Origin of the sequence: Streptococcus oralis subsp. dentisani, from assembly GCF_002096335.1 — a bacterium.
In the GTDB taxonomy this organism is placed as follows: Bacteria; Bacillota; Bacilli; order Lactobacillales; family Streptococcaceae; genus Streptococcus; species Streptococcus oralis_Z.
In genome coordinates, this window is the sequence record NZ_NCUW01000030.1 from 417,464 (window position 1) to 434,606 (window position 17,143).

Annotated in this window: 17 protein-coding genes; 11 read left to right on the forward strand and 6 right to left on the reverse strand. The window is 39.9% G+C overall.

The window, feature by feature from the left end:
* The first annotated feature begins 18 nt into the window (after positions 1 to 18).
* From B7709_RS08490 to B7709_RS08515, 6 genes are all read left to right on the forward strand, one after another.
* Positions 19 to 978 carry a ribose-phosphate diphosphokinase gene (locus B7709_RS08490; protein WP_061453673.1) on the forward strand — a complete coding sequence of 320 codons (960 nt, stop codon included), beginning with the start codon at positions 19 to 21 and terminating at the stop codon, positions 976 to 978.
* A gap of 9 nt (positions 979 to 987) precedes the next feature.
* Positions 988 to 2,103 (forward strand): cysteine desulfurase family protein, encoded by a 1,116-nt coding sequence (locus B7709_RS08495; RefSeq protein ID WP_084972443.1) that lies wholly within the window; start codon positions 988 to 990, stop codon positions 2,101 to 2,103.
* 4 nt (positions 2,104 to 2,107) lie between these two features.
* A complete protein-coding gene (locus tag B7709_RS08500) occupies positions 2,108 to 2,455 on the forward strand; it encodes a DUF1831 domain-containing protein (protein WP_061453675.1) in 348 nt (115 codons plus the stop codon).
* A gap of 6 nt (positions 2,456 to 2,461) precedes the next feature.
* Positions 2,462 to 2,677, forward strand: coding sequence for a DUF4649 family protein (locus tag B7709_RS08505; RefSeq protein ID WP_061453676.1), 216 nt, complete (start codon positions 2,462 to 2,464; stop codon positions 2,675 to 2,677).
* A 72-nt stretch (positions 2,678 to 2,749) separates the two neighbouring features.
* On the forward strand, positions 2,750 to 3,391 hold the full coding sequence (locus B7709_RS08510) for a redox-sensing transcriptional repressor Rex (RefSeq protein WP_084972444.1): 642 nt from the start codon (positions 2,750 to 2,752) through the stop codon (positions 3,389 to 3,391).
* A gap of 15 nt (positions 3,392 to 3,406) precedes the next feature.
* Complete coding sequence (locus B7709_RS08515; RefSeq protein ID WP_084972445.1) at positions 3,407 to 4,096, forward strand: gamma-glutamyl-gamma-aminobutyrate hydrolase family protein; 690 nt, start codon at positions 3,407 to 3,409, stop codon at positions 4,094 to 4,096.
* Here B7709_RS08515 and radC read toward each other — a convergent pair.
* From radC to B7709_RS08530, 3 genes are all read right to left on the reverse strand, one after another.
* Positions 4,093 to 4,773, reverse strand: a complete 681-nt coding sequence (gene radC / locus B7709_RS08520; RefSeq protein WP_084972446.1) for a RadC family protein — start codon at positions 4,771 to 4,773, stop codon at positions 4,093 to 4,095. The two genes, B7709_RS08515 and radC, sit on opposite strands and share 4 nt — an antisense overlap.
* A gap of 42 nt (positions 4,774 to 4,815) precedes the next feature.
* Positions 4,816 to 7,107, reverse strand: a complete 2,292-nt coding sequence (pcrA, locus tag B7709_RS08525) for a DNA helicase PcrA (protein WP_084972447.1) — start codon at positions 7,105 to 7,107, stop codon at positions 4,816 to 4,818.
* A gap of 202 nt (positions 7,108 to 7,309) precedes the next feature.
* On the reverse strand, positions 7,310 to 8,980 hold the full coding sequence (locus tag B7709_RS08530) for a formate--tetrahydrofolate ligase (RefSeq protein WP_084972448.1): 1,671 nt from the start codon (positions 8,978 to 8,980) through the stop codon (positions 7,310 to 7,312).
* Between the two features lie 229 nt (positions 8,981 to 9,209).
* Between B7709_RS08530 and coaB the strand changes: the two genes are divergently transcribed.
* From coaB to B7709_RS08555, 5 genes are all read left to right on the forward strand, one after another.
* On the forward strand, positions 9,210 to 9,899 hold the full coding sequence (gene coaB / locus B7709_RS08535) for a phosphopantothenate--cysteine ligase (RefSeq protein ID WP_084972449.1): 690 nt from the start codon (positions 9,210 to 9,212) through the stop codon (positions 9,897 to 9,899).
* Positions 9,900 to 9,910: 11 nt separating this feature from the next.
* The gene (coaC, locus tag B7709_RS08540; protein WP_084972450.1) at positions 9,911 to 10,462 is read left to right on the forward strand and encodes a phosphopantothenoylcysteine decarboxylase; all 552 of its coding nucleotides are present in this window, start codon (positions 9,911 to 9,913) and stop codon (positions 10,460 to 10,462) included.
* Positions 10,446 to 11,009 (forward strand): ECF transporter S component, encoded by a 564-nt coding sequence (locus B7709_RS08545; RefSeq protein ID WP_084972451.1) that lies wholly within the window; start codon positions 10,446 to 10,448, stop codon positions 11,007 to 11,009. Before coaC ends, B7709_RS08545 begins: the two co-directional genes overlap by 17 nt.
* Before the next feature lie 242 nt (positions 11,010 to 11,251).
* Positions 11,252 to 11,779, forward strand: a complete 528-nt coding sequence (locus B7709_RS08550; protein ID WP_084972452.1) for an ECF transporter S component — start codon at positions 11,252 to 11,254, stop codon at positions 11,777 to 11,779.
* Positions 11,780 to 11,790: 11 nt separating this feature from the next.
* Positions 11,791 to 12,306, forward strand: coding sequence for a transcription repressor NadR (locus B7709_RS08555; RefSeq protein WP_084972453.1), 516 nt, complete (start codon positions 11,791 to 11,793; stop codon positions 12,304 to 12,306).
* Here B7709_RS08555 and B7709_RS08560 read toward each other — a convergent pair.
* The 3 genes from B7709_RS08560 to uvrB form a co-directional block, all read right to left on the reverse strand.
* A complete protein-coding gene (locus tag B7709_RS08560; protein ID WP_061453685.1) occupies positions 12,303 to 12,770 on the reverse strand; it encodes an 8-oxo-dGTP diphosphatase in 468 nt (155 codons plus the stop codon). The two genes, B7709_RS08555 and B7709_RS08560, sit on opposite strands and share 4 nt — an antisense overlap.
* Before the next feature lie 372 nt (positions 12,771 to 13,142).
* Positions 13,143 to 14,984, reverse strand: coding sequence for a DUF2971 domain-containing protein (locus B7709_RS08565; protein ID WP_084972454.1), 1,842 nt, complete (start codon positions 14,982 to 14,984; stop codon positions 13,143 to 13,145).
* Positions 14,985 to 15,003: 19 nt separating this feature from the next.
* Positions 15,004 to 16,992, reverse strand: coding sequence for an excinuclease ABC subunit UvrB (gene uvrB / locus B7709_RS08570; RefSeq protein ID WP_084972455.1), 1,989 nt, complete (start codon positions 16,990 to 16,992; stop codon positions 15,004 to 15,006).
* Positions 16,993 to 17,143: the final 151 nt, after the last annotated feature.

Sequence of the window (17,143 nt, forward strand, 5' to 3'; positions counted from 1 at the left end):
TACAGAGGACGGTCCATAATGTCAGATAGAAACAACATGAAACTTTTTGCACTTAATTCCAATCATGAAATTGCACAGAAAATCGCAGAAACGGTTGGGATACCTCTCGGAAAATTATCTTCTCGCCAATTTTCTGATGGTGAAATCCAGGTCAACATTGAAGAGAGTGTCCGTGGTTACGATGTCTACATCATCCAATCAACCAGCTACCCCGTTAGCAACCACTTGATGGAGTTGTTAATCATGGTTGATGCTTGTGTACGTGCAAGTGCTCATAGTATCAACGTTGTCCTTCCTTACTTTGGTTATGCTCGTCAGGATCGTATCGCTTCTTCTCGCGAACCCCTCACTGCAAAACTGGTTGCTAATATGCTCGTCAAAGCAGGTGTTAGCCGTGTTCTAACCCTTGACCTCCACGCTGTTCAGGTGCAAGGTTTCTTTGACATTCCAGTAGATAACCTCTATACAATTCCTCTCTTTGCTAAACACTACAGCGATAAAGGGTTGCTGGGATCAGATGTCGTTGTTGTTAGTCCAAAAAACTCTGGTGTCAAACGTGCCCGTAGCTTAGCTGAATACTTAGATGCACCAATCGCAATCATCGACTATGCTCAAGACGATTCAGAGCGTAGCCAAGGCTATATCATCGGTGATGTTGAAGGCAAAAAAGCCATCTTGATTGATGATATCCTAAATACTGGACGTACTTTTTCAGAAGCAGCAAAAATCGTCGAACGTGAAGGGGCAACTGAAATCTATGCGGTCTCTAGCCACGGACTCTTTGTAGAAGGTGCCGCCGAGCTTCTTGATGCCGCAAACATTAAAGAAATCCTAGTGACTGACTCGGTAGCAACCAAAGAAAGAACTCCAGAAAATGTATGTTATATCACCGCTAGCGAATTGATTGGTGATGCCATCGTCCGTATCCACGAAAGAAAACCAGTTAGCCCACTCTTTGCATATAATAAAAAGGAATAAGGTGATTCTTTGATTTATTTGGACAATGCTGCTACTACTCCAATGTCAGCAGTAGCTCTCGCAGAAATGACCAAGGTCATGCAAGAAACCCATGGGAATCCTTCAAGTATTCACAGTCATGGTCGCCATGCTGGTAAACTACTCCGTGAAGCCCGTCAGGAGTTAGCTCACTTACTAGGAACCAAGCCACAACGAATCTTTTTCACATCTGGAGGGACAGAAAGTAACAATACAGTTATTATCGGCTATTGTCTCCGCCATCAAGAAAGAGGAAAACACATCATCACGACAGCTATTGAGCACCATTCTGTCCTTGAAACCATTGATTATCTTGTTCAACATTTTGGCTTTGAAGCAACCATCATCCAACCAGTAAATCAAGAAATCGCTGCCCAACAGATTCAAGAAGCTTTACGTGACGATACCATTCTCGTTTCCACTATGTATGCTAATAATGAGACGGGTGGTCTCTTACCTATCGCTGAGATTGGACAGGTTTTAAAAGATCATCCTGCTGCCTATCATGTAGACGCTGTTCAGGCTATCGGAAAAGTTCCTATCCATCCTGAGGAATTAGGAATCGATTTTCTCAGTGCTTCCGCACACAAGTTCCATGGACCAAAAGGAATCGGCTTTCTTTATGCATCTTCCGCGGACTTTGATTCCTACCTTCACGGTGGAGACCAAGAACAAAAGAAACGGGCTGGAACAGAAAACCTCGCTGCCATTGTAGGCATGGTTGCTGCTCTCAAAGAAGACTTGGATCATCAAGCCGAGCATTACCAAAAACTAGAGGGATTAAAATCTGCTTTTCTTGATGAAATTGCGGAACTCAATTTTTATCTCAATGAGGGTCAAGATCAACTTCCTTATGTTTTCAATATCGGTTTTCCTGGTCAAAAAAATGATTTGCTCTTGCTTCGGTTAGACCTTGAAGGAATTTCAATTTCAACTGGTTCGGCCTGTACTGCTGGTATTGTACAAACCAGTCATGTACTCGAAGCTTTTTATGGGGCTGATTCCCATCGTTTAAAAGAGTCTGTCCGTATCAGTCTTTCTCCTCTTAATACCGAAAAAGAACTGAAACAACTGGCACAAACCTTAAAAAATATTATTGGAGATTAATCTAATGGCATTCGAAAAAACCATTAAACTACAAAACTGTCGCTACGACTATACACTTAGTCCAACTGTCAAAAAGTTCACACTGAAAGACAATACTTTCTCTGAAACAAAAGTAGGAAACTACGAACTGACTCGTCTACTTGAAAAAATCCCAAACAGTGGAGAAGGTTTCCTACTAAAAATTATCATCAATAAAGATCTTACAGGTGTTAAGATTAACATCACTGACAAATCTGGTCTTCGTTTGGTGAATATTTTTAAATCTGAAGAACACCATATCCACCAAGAGAAATTCTACTTCCTCATGGACAGTCTTGTAGAACGCGGAATCTTCACAAAAGAAGAAAGATAGTTTGCTATGTATCGTCTCACATATAAAGATAGTTATCAAGTAGAACGCACACTTGAATTTGCCGATTACGAAGAGCTTATGCTAGCCCTATCAGGATGTGTGACCATACCTGATACATTTTTGGTAACCTCACTAACCCTCAATGATAAAGTAATCTACCGAGGATTAGTCGGAAATCTCTATCGTTTTCTATCACAAACTAACTTTTCAGACAAAAACTAAGAATTTTCTTAGTTTTTGTTGATTTTTTCACAATGTTTCTATAAAATAGAAGAATAGAAAGGTTGTGATTTTGTGAAAGTTAAACAGTCTGCTATCCCAAAAGCAACAGCAAAAAGACTCTCTCTTTACTATCGAATTTTCAAGAGATTTCATGCAGAAAAAATCGAGCGTGCCAACTCTAAGCAAATTGCAGAGGCTATCGGTATCGATTCTGCGACAGTGCGTCGTGATTTTTCTTACTTTGGTGAACTAGGAAGACGTGGATTTGGCTATGATGTCAAAAAACTGATGACATTTTTTGCTGACCTCCTTAATGATAACTCTATCACCAATGTTATGTTGGTTGGGATTGGTAATATGGGGCATGCCCTTCTCCACTACCGTTTCCATGAGCGCAACAAGATGAAGATTATCATGGCCTTTGACCTGGATGACCATCCTGAAGTCGGTACTCAGACTGCTGACGGGATTCCCATCTATGGTATATCTCAAATCAAGGAAAAGATCAAGGACGCAGATGTTAAAACTGCTATCCTAACTGTTCCAAGTGTTAAATCACAAGAAGTAGCCAACCTCTTGGTTGATGCTGGTGTAAAAGGCATTCTCAGTTTTTCTCCTGTTCATCTGCACCTTCCAAAAGATGTGGTTGTTCAGTACGTCGATTTGACAAGTGAACTCCAGACTCTCCTCTATTTTATGCGGAAAGAGGATTAGAAAGCGAAAGCATTTATGAAAAAACCAGTTATTGGGATTACAGGAAATGAAAAAGCTCATCCAGATGATGACATCATGATGAGCTATGCAGCAAAGGGCTTTGTTGAAGGAGTCAAGGACGCTGGTGGAATTCCCATCATCCTACCGATTGGTGATCAAGAAATGGCTAGCCACTATATAGGAATGATTGATAAACTCATCCTAACAGGTGGGCAAAATGTTGATCCAAAATTTTACGGTGAGCCTAAAACCATTGACAGCGACGACTACCATCTTCAAAGAGACCAGTTTGAATTAGCTCTCATCAGAGAAGCGATTAAGCAGAAAAAACCGATTTTTTCTGTTTGTCGTGGTACTCAGCTTTTTAACATTGCAATGGGTGGAACTCTATACCAAGATATCGAAGACCATTGGCAGGATTGTTCTGCCGAATACACAACCCAACGTTTGGTGACAGAACCTGATACTGTTCTCAGAGAAATCTACGGAGAAATCTCTCATATCAACTCCTTCCACCATCAGAGCATTAAGGATTTGGCCCCAAATTTAAAGGTTGTGGCCTTTGATCCCAAGGATGAGATAATCGAGGCTGTTACAACTACAGATGGCTTCCCTTATCTTGGTGTTCAATGGCATCCAGAATTTCTATTTGAAAATCGCCCCAAGGATAAAACATTGTTTGACTATGTCGTAAACGAACTTTAAATCAGATCCGTCTTTTCACGGTAACTAAAGTAATCGGAATGCGAGACAATCAGATGATCCAGAAATACCAGTCCCATCAGTTCACAGGCTTCCTTTACTAACTTGGTTACATGATCATCATTTTGGCTAGGTGATACAGCGCCTGATGGATGATTATGAACGAGAATCACAGAAGTGGCCATATGCTTGATGGCATAGTGAAGGATTTCCCGTGGTTCAGCAATGCTTCGTGTCGCAGTTCCAATAAAAATGGTCTGTTGATGAATGATTTGATTTTGAGTATTAAGATAGAGTGCCACTAGGTGCTCTTGTTTTTTATCACCAAGTTCCTGTTGCATTTTCTTAGCAAGTTTTTGACTACTGAGAATACTTTCCATCTCAAGGTTTTCATGCTTGTGAATGCGATGCCCCAGTTCAATCACTGCTTGTAGTTCAATGGCTTTAATACGTCCAATGCCAGACAGACTCTGCAATTCCTGCAGGGTCATTTTTTTCAAATCAGTTAGACTTGTGAGACTGTTCAAGACTTTCTGGGCGATTTCAAAAACATTTGCTTGACGTGTTCCCGTTCTGAGTAGTATAGCTAACAATTCTTGATTGCTCAGAGATTCTACTCCTTCTCTAACCAATCTTTCTCTCGGCAAAAGTGAATCTTCTTGGAATGAAATACTGTACATAAAAATCCTCCTCACTTTATTATTCGTGAGAAGGATGGATAATTAGATTTTTTTCTCAATTGGAGCTACGCTAGCTAAGAGTTTTTTCAAACCTACTTCTGGGAAATTGATTTTTAGTTCCTGAGTATCGCCACTACCTGACACTTCTAGAACAGTGCCCTCTCCCCACTTCTTGTGAAGAGCAATATCCCCAATAGACCAGCCTGTATCACTCGAATCTTTCTTATTCCCAGCTGCAAATTGTCCAAATGGGAGACCACTTAACTGGATAGAGCTTGGTGCAGCCTTGCGTTTACGGTCTTGAAGTACCTGAGCCAAACTCATTCCTTGACCGAAAGCAACCTCACCACTGCTATAGGAAGCCTTGAAACTGGTGTTAGCTGGTCGAGCCAAGCCTTGATACTCAAGCAAGTCAGAGCTGATTTCATTGATAAAACGTGTTGGGCGGTTGTAGCTAGTACGACCGAAAAGCAAGCGAGAGTTGGCATTGGTCAGATAGAGGATCTTTTCAGCGCGCGTGATACCTACATAGGCCAAACGGCGTTCTTCTTCCAGCTCATCAGGATCCTCAGCTGCTCGACTAAGTGGAAAGACATTTTCCTCCATCCCGATAATAAAGACAACCGGAAACTCCAGTCCTTTAGCTGCATGGAGTGTCATCAAGATTACTTCAGATGTCTCCTGACTGCCAGAATCTGTATCGGCAATTAAGGCAAGGTCATTCAAGAAACGACTGAGTTTATCTAAACCTGTTTCCTCTTCTTGACTATCAGGATTGTCATCAAAATTCTTAGTAACAGATAGGAACTCTTCGATATTCTCAACCCGAGCCTTGCTCTCCAAGGTCGCTTGGGCATTAAGAATATCCACGTAGCCTGTTTTTTCCAGAACCGCTTCGACCAACTCTGTAATGGTTAATTGGTCCAGTTGCTCCCGCAAATCCAGAATCATATTGGCAAAATCCCAGATAGATTGGGCTGCTTTCCCTTTGATACCAGACAACATGATATTGGCGGAAGCATCCAGCATGGACATTTCTTGCATATTCGCAAAATCCCGAATTTTCTCTACCGTTCCTGGTCCGACACCACGCTTAGGCTCATTGACTACGCGCTCATAACTGATATTATCGCTAGGATTGGCGATGAGGTTGAGATAAGCGATAATATCACGAATTTCCTTACGGCTGTAGAACTTGGTCCCTCCAACCATGGTATAAGGAATATTGGACTTGAGCAGGGCTTCCTCAATAGTACGGGATTGCGCATTAGTTCGATAAAGAACTGCAAAGTCTTTGTGAAGGAAGTTTTGGCTGCGACCGAGTTCATCAATGGTTTTGGCTACAAAAACAGCCTCGTCTTGTTCATCGTTAGCTCGGTAGTAGACGATTTGTTCCCCATCAGCATTCTGGGTCCAGAGATTCTTAGGACGACGATTTTTATTATTTTTAATAACATCATTGGCGGCTTGCAGAATGGTTTTAGTTGAACGGTAATTTTCTTCTAGTAAAACAACCTTGGCTTGAGGATAATCCTTTTCGAAATCCAAGATATTCTGCATATCCGCACCACGCCAACCGTAGATAGACTGGTCTGCATCCCCAACCACACAGATATTTTTAAAGCGAGATGCCAAAAGTTTGACTAGTTGGTACTGGGCATGATTGGTATCTTGGTACTCATCAACATGGATGTATTGGAACTTCTGCTGGTAGTAAGTCAGAACATCAGGATTTTGATCGAAAAGACGCAGGGTCAACATAATCAAATCATCAAAGTCAACGGACTCAGACTGACGAAGCTCTTTCTGATAGGCTGTGTAACATTGAGCCACGATTTGCGTGTACATATCGCCAGCTTGGGAAGCATAAGCCACATCATCAATCAAGTCATTCTTAGCATTGGAAATGCTTCCCAAGATTGTCCGTTCATTCCATTTTTTCGGATTCAAGTTCAACTGTTTGAGAATGCGTTTCATGAGAGTTCGTTGCTCTCCTGGATCCACTATAGTAAAATTACGATTGTAGCCGATATGATCCGCATCACGACGCAGAATACGAACACACATGGAGTGAAAAGTTGCAATCAGACAGTCCTGAGTAGCTGGATTGAGACCATAAGCACGCTCTTTCATCTCACGAGCCGCCTTATTGGTAAAGGTAATGGCCAAGATATTCCAAGGATTGACCAGCTTTTCATCAATCAAGTAAGCGATTCTGTGGGTTAAAACACGAGTCTTCCCAGAACCAGCCCCCGCCATGATTAACAAGGGCCCCTCAGTCGTTTGCACCGCCTCAGCCTGACGGTCATTCATTCCATTCAATAATGCGTTCATTTTCTCTTCCTTACTCTTGAAGTCAATGTTTCTATTATATCAGAATTCAGGGAAAATAGAAACTTTACGGAGAACACTTTGACAAGCAAATTTTTCACCATAGCTTACAAAACATGTCTTTCTCAAATAAAGTTGAGGTTATCTTCTAACATGAAAAAGAGCTTGGATAGCATTTCCAAACTCTTTTAATATCATCTAAATTTTAGAACAATCCTAGAACAGTTCCGTCGCTTTCAACGTCCATATTGAGAGCAGCTGGTCGTTTTGGAAGTCCTGGCATGGTCATGACATCACCAGTTAAGGCAACGATGAAGCCCGCCCCCAATTTTGGTACCAATTCACGAATGGTAATTTCAAAGTTTTCTGGGGCTCCAAGTGCATTTGGATTGTCTGATAAACTATATTGAGTTTTAGCCATACAGATTGGCAATTTGTCCCAACCATTCTGAACGATTTGTGCGATTTGCGTTTGGGCTTTCTTTTCAAAGTTGACTTTTGTACCGCGATAGATTTCAGTAACAATCTTTTCAATCTTTTCTTGGACAGAAAGGTCGTTGTCATAAAGACGTGTGTAGTTAGCTGGATTTTCTGCGATAGTCTTAACAACCGTTTCAGCAAGAGCTACTCCACCTTCCGCGCCATCAGCCCAGACACTTGCTAGTTCAACTGGCACATCAATTGAAGCACAGAGTTCTTTCAAGGCTGCGATTTCAGCTTCTGTATCAGAGACAAATTCGTTAATCGCGACAACTGCAGGAATACCAAACTTACGGATGTTTTCAACATGGCGTCTCAAGTTAGCAAAACCTGCGCGAACTGCTTCTACGTTTTCTTCTGTCAGAGCATCTTTAGCAACGCCACCATTCATCTTAAGGGCACGAAGGGTTGCAACGATGACTACCGCATCTGGAGAAGTTGGCAAGTTTGGTGTCTTGATATCAAGGAATTTTTCAGCGCCAAGGTCCGCACCAAAGCCAGCTTCTGTCACTGTGTAATCCGCTAAACGGAGAGCAGTTTTTGTTGCCAAAACAGAGTTACATCCGTGAGCGATATTGGCAAATGGACCACCATGTACAAAGGCAGGTGTACCGTAAATCGTCTGAACCAAGTTTGGTTTGATAGCATCTTTCAAGATCAATGCTAAAGCACCTTCAACCTGCAAATCACCAACAGAAACAGGGGTACGGTCATAGCGATATCCGATAACGATATTGGCTAAACGACGTTTCAAGTCTTCAATATCCGTCGCCAAGCAAAGAATGGCCATAATTTCAGAAGCAACGGTAATATCGAAACCATCCTCACGTGGAATACCATTTAGAGGGCCACCAAGACCAACAGTCACATGGCGCAGAGCACGATCGTTCAAGTCCACTACACGCTTCCAAAGGATACGACGTTGGTCAATTCCTAGCTCATTTCCTTGGTGCAAGTGGTTGTCAATCAAAGCAGAAAGAGCATTGTTGGCAGTTGTGATGGCATGCATGTCTCCAGTAAAGTGGAGGTTGATGTCTTCCATTGGCAGAACTTGCGCATAACCACCACCAGCGGCACCACCCTTAATCCCCATAACTGGGCCAAGAGACGGTTCGCGGATAGCAATCATGGTTTTCTTGCCGATCTTGTTTAAGGCATCTGCAAGACCAATGGTAATGGTTGACTTCCCTTCACCTGCAGGTGTTGGGTTGATGGCAGTCACCAAGATCAATTTGCCAATTGGATTGTTCTCAACTGCACGAATTTTATCAAAACTGAGCTTAGCCTTGTACTTTCCGTACAACTCCAAATCATCGTAAGAAATCCCAAGTTTCTCTACAACATCCACGATTGACTTTAACTCAATACTCTGTGCGATTTCAATATCTGTTTTCATTCAAAACTCCTCTAACCTCTTATATGATAATTCATTATAACACAAAATAAGATTTTTAACACCCATTAAGCTTGCTAATGTTCGTAAATATTGCAATTTTTTGAGGTTTTTAGAGCCTTTTCTTAAATTTTATATGGCTTTATAGTTTGAAACTATAATAAATCTCCGTTTTCCCAAGAATTTATCGCTTTCATTTTACTTACCGTTTATTTTTGTGTACAATAGTCCTATGAAAATTTTAGTTACGTCTGGCGGTACCAGTGAAGCAATTGACAGCGTCCGCTCTATCACGAACCATTCTACAGGTCGCTTGGGGAAAATCATCACCGAAACCCTGCTTGCTGCTGGTCATGAGGTTTGTCTGATTACTACTCGTAATGCTCTTAAACCAGAACCTCATCCCCATCTAACCATTCTAGAAATCAAAAACACGAATGATCTCCTTTTAGAGATGAAAGAGCGTGTTCAAGATTATCAGGTCTTGATTCATTCTATGGCTGTATCCGACTACAGTCCTGTTTATATGACAGGGCTAGGTGCAGTTGAGGCGAGTTCTAATCTGGAAGAATTTTTAGACAAGCAAAACAATGAAGCTAAAATCTCTTCTAATGATGAGGTGCAGGTTTTGTTTTTGAAAAAAACACCCAAGATTATCTCTCTAGTCAAAGAATGGAATCCTTCAATTCATCTGATTGGTTTCAAACTGTTGGTTGATGTTACTGAAGATCATCTTATTGAGGTTGCTAGACAGAGTCTTGTCAAAAACCAGGCTGACTTAATCATAGCAAATGACCTTACTCAAATCTCAGCAAACCAGCACCGAGCTATCTTTGTTGAGAAAGATCAGCTTCAAACTGTCCAAACTAAAGAGGAAATTGCAGAACTCCTCCTTGAGAAAATTCAAGCATACGATTCATAGAAAGGAAAACCATGGCAAACATTTTGATTGCAGTGACAGGTTCCATCGCCTCTTATAAATCAGCTGACCTAGTCAGTTCCTTGAAAAAACAGGGCCATGATGTCACTGTCTTAATGACCGAGGCTGCTACAGAGTTTATCCAGCCTTTGACATTACAGGTCCTCTCTCAAAATCCTGTCCACCTTAATGTCATGAAGGAACCCTATCCTGATCAAGTCAATCATATCGAAAGAGGAAAAGAAACCGACCTTTTTATCGTTGTCCCTGCAACTGCTAACACTATTGCCAAACTAGCCCATGGATTTGCGGATAACATGGTTACCAGTACGGCTCTTGCCTTGCCAGACCACGTCAAAAAGTTAGTCGCACCAGCTATGAATACAAAGATGTATGACCATCCGGCAACTCAGACTAATCTGAAAACATTAGAAAACTACGGTTATCAGCTGATTGCTCCTAAAGAATCCCTGCTAGCTTGTGGAGACTACGGAAGGGGAGCTTTGGCAGACCTGGATATTATTTTAGAAAGAATAAAGGAAACACTCAATGAAAAAACGCTCTAATATTGCTCCGATTGCTATCTTTTTTGCGACCATGTTAGTCATTCACTTTCTGAGCTCTCTCTTATTTAATCTATTCCCATTCCCAATCAAACCAACTATCGTGCATATTCCTGTCATTATTGCAAGTATTATTTACGGTCCACGAGTTGGTGTTACACTAGGATTCTTGATGGGGCTACTTAGCTTGACGGTTAACACGATTACAATCCTTCCAACTAGCTACCTATTCTCACCTTTTGTACCAAACGGAAACATCTATTCAGCAATGATTGCCATCCTACCTCGTATTTTGATTGGTCTGACACCTTATTTAGTTTATAAATTATTGAAAAACAGAACGGGTCTCATCATTGCCGGAGCTCTTGGTTCACTTACAAATACAGTTTTTGTACTTGGGGGAATCTTCTTCCTTTTTGGAAGTGTCTTCGATGGAAATATCCAAAAACTCTTAGCAACTGTTATTTCAACCAACTCAATTGCTGAGCTTGTCATCTCTGCAGTTCTAACAGCAGCAATTGTCCCACGTCTCGAAACCTTGAAGAAATAAACATAATTCCACTTTCAGTCTTGAAGGTGGAGTTTTAGTTTTCACCAGTAAAGGCTCATCTTCTATTCATAAATGGTTATTTACCAAGGAGTCATTAGTTCAAAATTTTGAAAATATATGAAAATCCTTTGAATCTACCACCTATACTTTTGAAAATTTTCAATAAAATCAAAATAAATTCTTGACATGTCTATCGATTTATTGTACTATACTTGTGTATATACAGTTAAATGGAGGTTCTTATGGATATACGGAAAAAAACGCAGTTTATGACTATGACTGCCCTACTCACTGCAATAGCGATTTTGATTCCAATCATTATGCCTTTTAAAATCGTCATCCCACCGGCTTCTTACACCTTGGGAAGTCATATCGCCATCTTTATCGCCATGTTTCTTTCGCCTTTGATGGCTGGTTTTGTGATTATTGCATCTAGTCTCGGCTTCCTGATGGCAGGCTATCCCATGGTTATCGTCCTGCGCGCTTTTTCTCACATCGTTTTTGGTATTTTGGGAGCTTTGTACTTAAAGAAATTCCCTGAAACATTGGATAAACCAAAGGCATCTTGGATTTTTAACTTTGTTTTGGGTGTTGTTCATGCTATCGCTGAAGTGGTAGCTTGTATCATCTTCTATGCTACTTCAGGGACAAATGTTGAAAATATGTTTTATGTTCTCTTTGTCCTAGTTGGTTTTGGCACGATTGTCCATAGTATGGTAGACTATACATTAGCACTAGCTGTCTATAAAGTGCTTCGAAAACGTCGCTAAAAGGAAAAACTATGACAAAAGATCGCAAACAAGCCCTTCTCAAACTGTTGAAAGAGGCACCAAAAGCCCTCAATGGTCAGACCTTGGCCGAGCACTTCCATGTCACTCGTCAAATCATCGTCCAAGATATTGCCATCTTGAGGGCAGATGGAGCTCCTATCCTATCCACCAATCGTGGCTATATCTACAAAGAAAATGATGCCAGTCCTTACGTTCACAAACTTTTCAAGGTCAAACATGAGATGGAAGAAATTGGGCAGGAACTCCTAGCCATTGTAGATAATGGCGGACGTGTACAGAATACTTTGATTGACCATCCAGTTTATGGAGAAATTGAAACCCTGCTCAAACTCACCTGTCGCCGAGATGTTCAGCATTTTCTAGAGCAAGTCGAGAAGTCTGACTTTAGACCCCTTTCAGAATTGACAGATGGTATCCATTACCACCTTGTCGAAGCAGAAACACAACAAGACCTCCACTATATTGAGGAGGCCTTGGATAAACTTGGTTATTTAGTAAAAGACTAAAAGGTTTCTTTCTCCCAGCCATCTTCTGTACGATGACGGTAGAAAAATTCCGACTTATCAGGTGCTTCCATCATTTCCATCAAGGGCAACATATCATAGGCCAGATCCAAGTTAGGAATCTGGTCTTTTTGTACCCAAGAAACTTGACCTTCATCCGAAGATTGAAGATTCCCAGTAAACTCTGTTGCCTTGTAGCAAAAGACGATATAGCGCTCACCTGTATCTAATGGCCAATTTTTAATGCCGACCAGTTGAGGATTTTGAATAGTCAATCCTGTTTCTTCGTAGACTTCTCGGATCACTGACTCTGCAAAAGCCTCGCCATTCTCAACATGACCACCTGGAAAAGCGTAGCCAGACCAGTGATTGCTTTCAGGAGATCGATATTGCATGACTACACGCTTGGTTTCAATGTCTTCAATCAGACAGATATTGGTTAAAATGGTTGCTTGCGCACGGGACATGGATTTTCTCGCTTTCTAAGTTATTAAAATGTATCTTCGTTGTATTTTACTTCGGACTTCATGATAAAGGAATTTACTAAGTCATGATACTCACAATGGCTAGTATGTAGACCTCCTCTGTCAATGATAAGTTCTTGCCCCTCTACTTGATAAGCTATACTAATAGCAATAGAGGAATTGGGTATAACGGACAATTCTAAGAATAGGTACAGCCATGTAAGAATAGTTAAAAAAGGGCTTATAAATTGAAATATGAGATAGCGCCATTTAAAGATTCTTGTTTTATAAAAGATTGCCCAATTAAGTTTGCATTATCTATTCCACTCTTGATAAACTCTTGCAAACCACCTTCTGCTTTATGTCATCCTCAACTTAACGATAAGGAATTTTCGAACTTTCTATCTCTATATCAGGATTGGCAAGTTTGAGATAAGGAGCAATATAGTCTGCATCCGTAACCTTTGGACCTAGGATAACCTTCGAATATTTCAAGGGAGCCAGATTGATGTATACAAATAAATCATATCTGCCATTGTCTTTCGAGCTTAATACAATATACTTTCTGAAATCATGATAGTTAACTTTATCAAAAACTTCTAACCCAATTTCTTCTTTCTTCAAGTATTTCTCATTTGATGAATCATTAGCATCTCTATTAATAATATTTTGTATCTCTGTATCGTCTAAATTAATTAAAATACGATACTCCATTTCATACTCATAGTCTTTAACTTTAAAAAGGTAAGAAATCTTCTTTAATTTCTCAGCAAAACCTATTAATTCTTCTTCAGCTTTAAGCTCTTGTAATTTTTCAAAAATCTGTTTTAATTTATCAAGAAATTTACCAACATCTGTTTCATCTTTATTCTCTGACATTAAATCTAAATAATGAACTTTAACAAACTCTATCGATTTATGAGCAACGATATCTTCAAGATAAGATAGATCATATTCAAGGAAGGCGCCTTGAGATGAATCTGCATACTCCTTCCACATAGGTAGGCTGTCAGATACTGTAGTTAGAGAAGATATAAAGACATTAGAAGTTTGGTATTGTTGAAAAAAAGTATTATCCATACCCAAATAATCATATATTACTCTTCCTTCCATCGGGTCATTTAACTGCTTGAGATTAGTAAGTCGTAAAAATGGAGGTTGAGTTTCAGAATTATTTTCATTTTTCCAGTCTGCTTTTATAAGAAAATTTGTTAATGTGTCAATCTTAGTATAATGTCCAAAGGAACCAATTTCTTTTAACTCTTCAGCATCAACAGTCAATTTATAACGTATATAGTATATAATCTTATCTGCTTGTTTTAAAAGTTGTTCAGCGTCTAATGATGAGATAGATTCTGAATCACTTTGCTTATTCAAGTAATCATTATCATACTTCTCAATTAACTTAATAGCTCGGTTTCGTATGATATCCGAATCATTTTCTTCTGCTATCTTTCGAACAATTACTATCGAATCTTCAATCACGTCATCAAAGTTTCTTGATACAAAATCTAGATAGTCACCAATATCTTCAGCTTGTGGATTCTCAATAAAATATTTATTTATTATCTTTAAGTGCTCAAATTGAAAAATTGAAACAAGCTCATCTAATCTAAGATACCAATATATAGAAAATTCAAAATCAATATCTTCAAAATCAATATTTTCAAATTCAAATTTTTCAAATATAAAGTTGATGAACGGTTCTAATTTACTTTTAAAATAGTTTCTTTTTTCTTCTGGTAAACTTTTCTGTCTAAATAGTGGAACAAAAACTGAAAGCAAATCCGAATAAATCATTTTACTATTCTCTAGATTATCTTTTAATACTAAATCAATAATTTTAAAGAAATAACTCTCATTTTCAAACAATATAGAATATTCTTCATATTCTTTTGGTTCAAATAAATAATAATAAAGAGAATCTAAATACCTAAAGCATACACTCCAACTATATACTTGTGAGTTATTTGATAGTATTTTATTTATGGATTCTAAAATATTTTTTTGGATAGTTTTATCAATTTGCTCTTCAAAACTTCTACAAACATCAAGAACAGGTTCAACATATTTCAATTGTTCTTCTTCAGATAACTTTAAATATTGATTACTAAAATTTTCAAGTTCGGATTTCAGTTTTTCTTCATTCAAAGAATCAAAATGATCTTCTAATTCAGATTTACTAAATTTACCTGTAAAATAATTTAACTCTTCCATTTTATCTCCTTCTAAAATCCTACCCCAACGCCTTGACTTCCAACATCATATCGCGTATCTGAGCTGCCAGTTCAAAGTCAAGCACTTCAACAGCTTCTTGCATTTGTTTTTCTAGTTTCTTGACGAGTTCTTTGCGTTCTTGTTTGTTGAGACTATTGATATCAACTTCCTTGTCCTCTTCCTTAGAAACTGCTTTAGTCACGGCAATAAGGTCACGGATTTCTTTCTTAATGGTTTGTGGAACGATACCATGCTCTTCATTATAAGCCATCTGGATTTTCCGACGACGAGCCGTTTCATCAATGGCACGTTGCATAGACTGAGTCATCGTGTCCGCATACATGATGACATGCCCTTCGCTGTTACGAGCAGCACGACCAATGGTCTGGATTAAGCCACGTTCGTTACGAAGGAAACCTTCCTTGTCAGCATCTAGAATGGCAACTAGACTCACCTCAGGAACGTCAATACCTTCACGAAGGAGGTTGATTCCGACCAAAACATCAAAAACACCCAAGCGCAGGTCACGGATGATCTCTGTCCGCTCCAAGGTCTTGATGTCCGAGTGCATGTACTTGACTTTGATGCCCATTTCTTTGAAGTAGTCAGTTAAGTCCTCTGCCATTTTCTTGGTCAAGGTTGTGATAAAGGTCCGTTCATTCTTTTCAACACGGGCATTGATTTCACCTAGGAGGTCATCAATCTGTCCCATAGTTGGTCGGACTTCCACTTCAGGATCCAAAAGACCTGTCGGACGAATGATTTGCTCGATCACTGTCTCGGTCTGTTCATTTTCATAGTCACCTGGTGTCGCTGAAACGTAAACAATCTGATGCACATGACTTTCAAACTCCTCACGACGGAGAGGGCGATTGTCCAAGGCAGACGGCAAACGGAAACCATAATTAACCAGCATTTCCTTACGCGAACGGTCTCCATTGTACATTCCCTTGATTTGCCCCATGGTCATGTGACTTTCATCAATCATAATCAAGAAATCATCTGGGAAGAAGTCGAGAAGCGTATAAGGAGGCTCTCCTTCGCTACGACCATCCATGTGACGAGAGTAGTTCTCAACCCCATTTGTATAGCCCATCTCACGTAACATTTCAATATCATACTCTGTCCGCTGTTTCAAACGCTGGGCTTCTAGCAGTTTGCCTTCCTTCTCAAATATGGCTAACTGCTCTTCTAATTCTGCCTGAATCTTGGCAATCGCAACTTTCATGTGGTCGTCATTGGTCACAAAGTGAGTGGCAGGGAAAATCGCCAAATGATCCACTTCTCCCAATACCTGACCTGTCAAAGCCTCAACTTCACGGATACGGTCAATCTCATCCCCGAAAAACTCTACTCGAAAAGCGTGTTCATCACGGGAAGCTGGGAAAATCTCCACCACATCCCCACGCACGCGAAATCTTCCCCGTTGGAAATCAATATCATTACGTTCAAACTGAATATCGACCAAGTCATTCAAAAGTTTATCACGAGAAATCTCAAGACCTGGACGAAGACTAACCACGCTATCAGAGTATTCCTTAGGCGAACCCAAACCATAGATACAAGAGACTGAAGCCACAACGATGACATCATTGCGCTCCAGAAGTGCTGAAGTCGCTGAGTGACGGAGCTTGTCAATCTCATCATTGACCGAGCTATCCTTTTCAATATAAGTATCACTCGAAGGGACATAGGCCTCAGGTTGATAATAATCATAGTAGGATACGAAGTACTCAACAGCATTTTCAGGGAAAAATTCCTTAAACTCCCCATAGAGCTGACCAGCTAGGGTTTTGTTATGGGCAATGACCAGAGTTGGTTTGTTGACTTTGGAAATGACCTGACTCATGGTATAGGTCTTCCCTGTACCCGTCGCCCCCATCAGAATCTGAGCCTTTTCTCCACCCTCGATATTGTCAACCAACTGCTCAATCGCTTGGGGTTGATCTCCTGAAGGTTCATATTTTGATACTAGTTTAAATTTATTATCTGTAATTCGATTTATCATGATTGCCTCATCTGCATTTTTCTATCCTTCTATTTTACCATAAATTTACTTTTCAGACTCCTCTCTAAGTTGATAAGAGCAAGGATTCTATGTTACATTTTCTTACATAAAAACCATAAAATTTGCCTTTTCATTCATTTTCTGATATAAT

Bases quoted from the DNA above. Each gene is read 5' to 3' on its own strand.
- B7709_RS08490 (WP_061453673.1), top strand. From the start codon at position 19: ATGTCAGATAGAAACAACATGAAACTTTTTGCACTTAATTCCAATCAT.
- B7709_RS08500 (WP_061453675.1), top strand. From the start codon at position 2,108: ATGGCATTCGAAAAAACCATTAAACTACAAAACTGTCGCTACGACTAT.
- B7709_RS08505 (WP_061453676.1), top strand. From the start codon at position 2,462: ATGTATCGTCTCACATATAAAGATAGTTATCAAGTAGAACGCACACTT.
- B7709_RS08515 (WP_084972445.1), top strand. From the start codon at position 3,407: ATGAAAAAACCAGTTATTGGGATTACAGGAAATGAAAAAGCTCATCCA.
- radC (WP_084972446.1), bottom strand. From the start codon at position 4,773: ATGTACAGTATTTCATTCCAAGAAGATTCACTTTTGCCGAGAGAAAGA.
- pcrA (WP_084972447.1), bottom strand. From the start codon at position 7,107: ATGAACGCATTATTGAATGGAATGAATGACCGTCAGGCTGAGGCGGTG.
- B7709_RS08530 (WP_084972448.1), bottom strand. From the start codon at position 8,980: ATGAAAACAGATATTGAAATCGCACAGAGTATTGAGTTAAAGTCAATC.
- coaB (WP_084972449.1), top strand. From the start codon at position 9,210: ATGAAAATTTTAGTTACGTCTGGCGGTACCAGTGAAGCAATTGACAGC.
- coaC (WP_084972450.1), top strand. From the start codon at position 9,911: ATGGCAAACATTTTGATTGCAGTGACAGGTTCCATCGCCTCTTATAAA.
- B7709_RS08545 (WP_084972451.1), top strand. From the start codon at position 10,446: ATGAAAAAACGCTCTAATATTGCTCCGATTGCTATCTTTTTTGCGACC.
- B7709_RS08550 (WP_084972452.1), top strand. From the start codon at position 11,252: ATGGATATACGGAAAAAAACGCAGTTTATGACTATGACTGCCCTACTC.
- B7709_RS08555 (WP_084972453.1), top strand. From the start codon at position 11,791: ATGACAAAAGATCGCAAACAAGCCCTTCTCAAACTGTTGAAAGAGGCA.
- B7709_RS08560 (WP_061453685.1), bottom strand. From the start codon at position 12,770: ATGTCCCGTGCGCAAGCAACCATTTTAACCAATATCTGTCTGATTGAA.
- B7709_RS08565 (WP_084972454.1), bottom strand. From the start codon at position 14,984: ATGGAAGAGTTAAATTATTTTACAGGTAAATTTAGTAAATCTGAATTA.
- uvrB (WP_084972455.1), bottom strand. From the start codon at position 16,992: ATGATAAATCGAATTACAGATAATAAATTTAAACTAGTATCAAAATAT.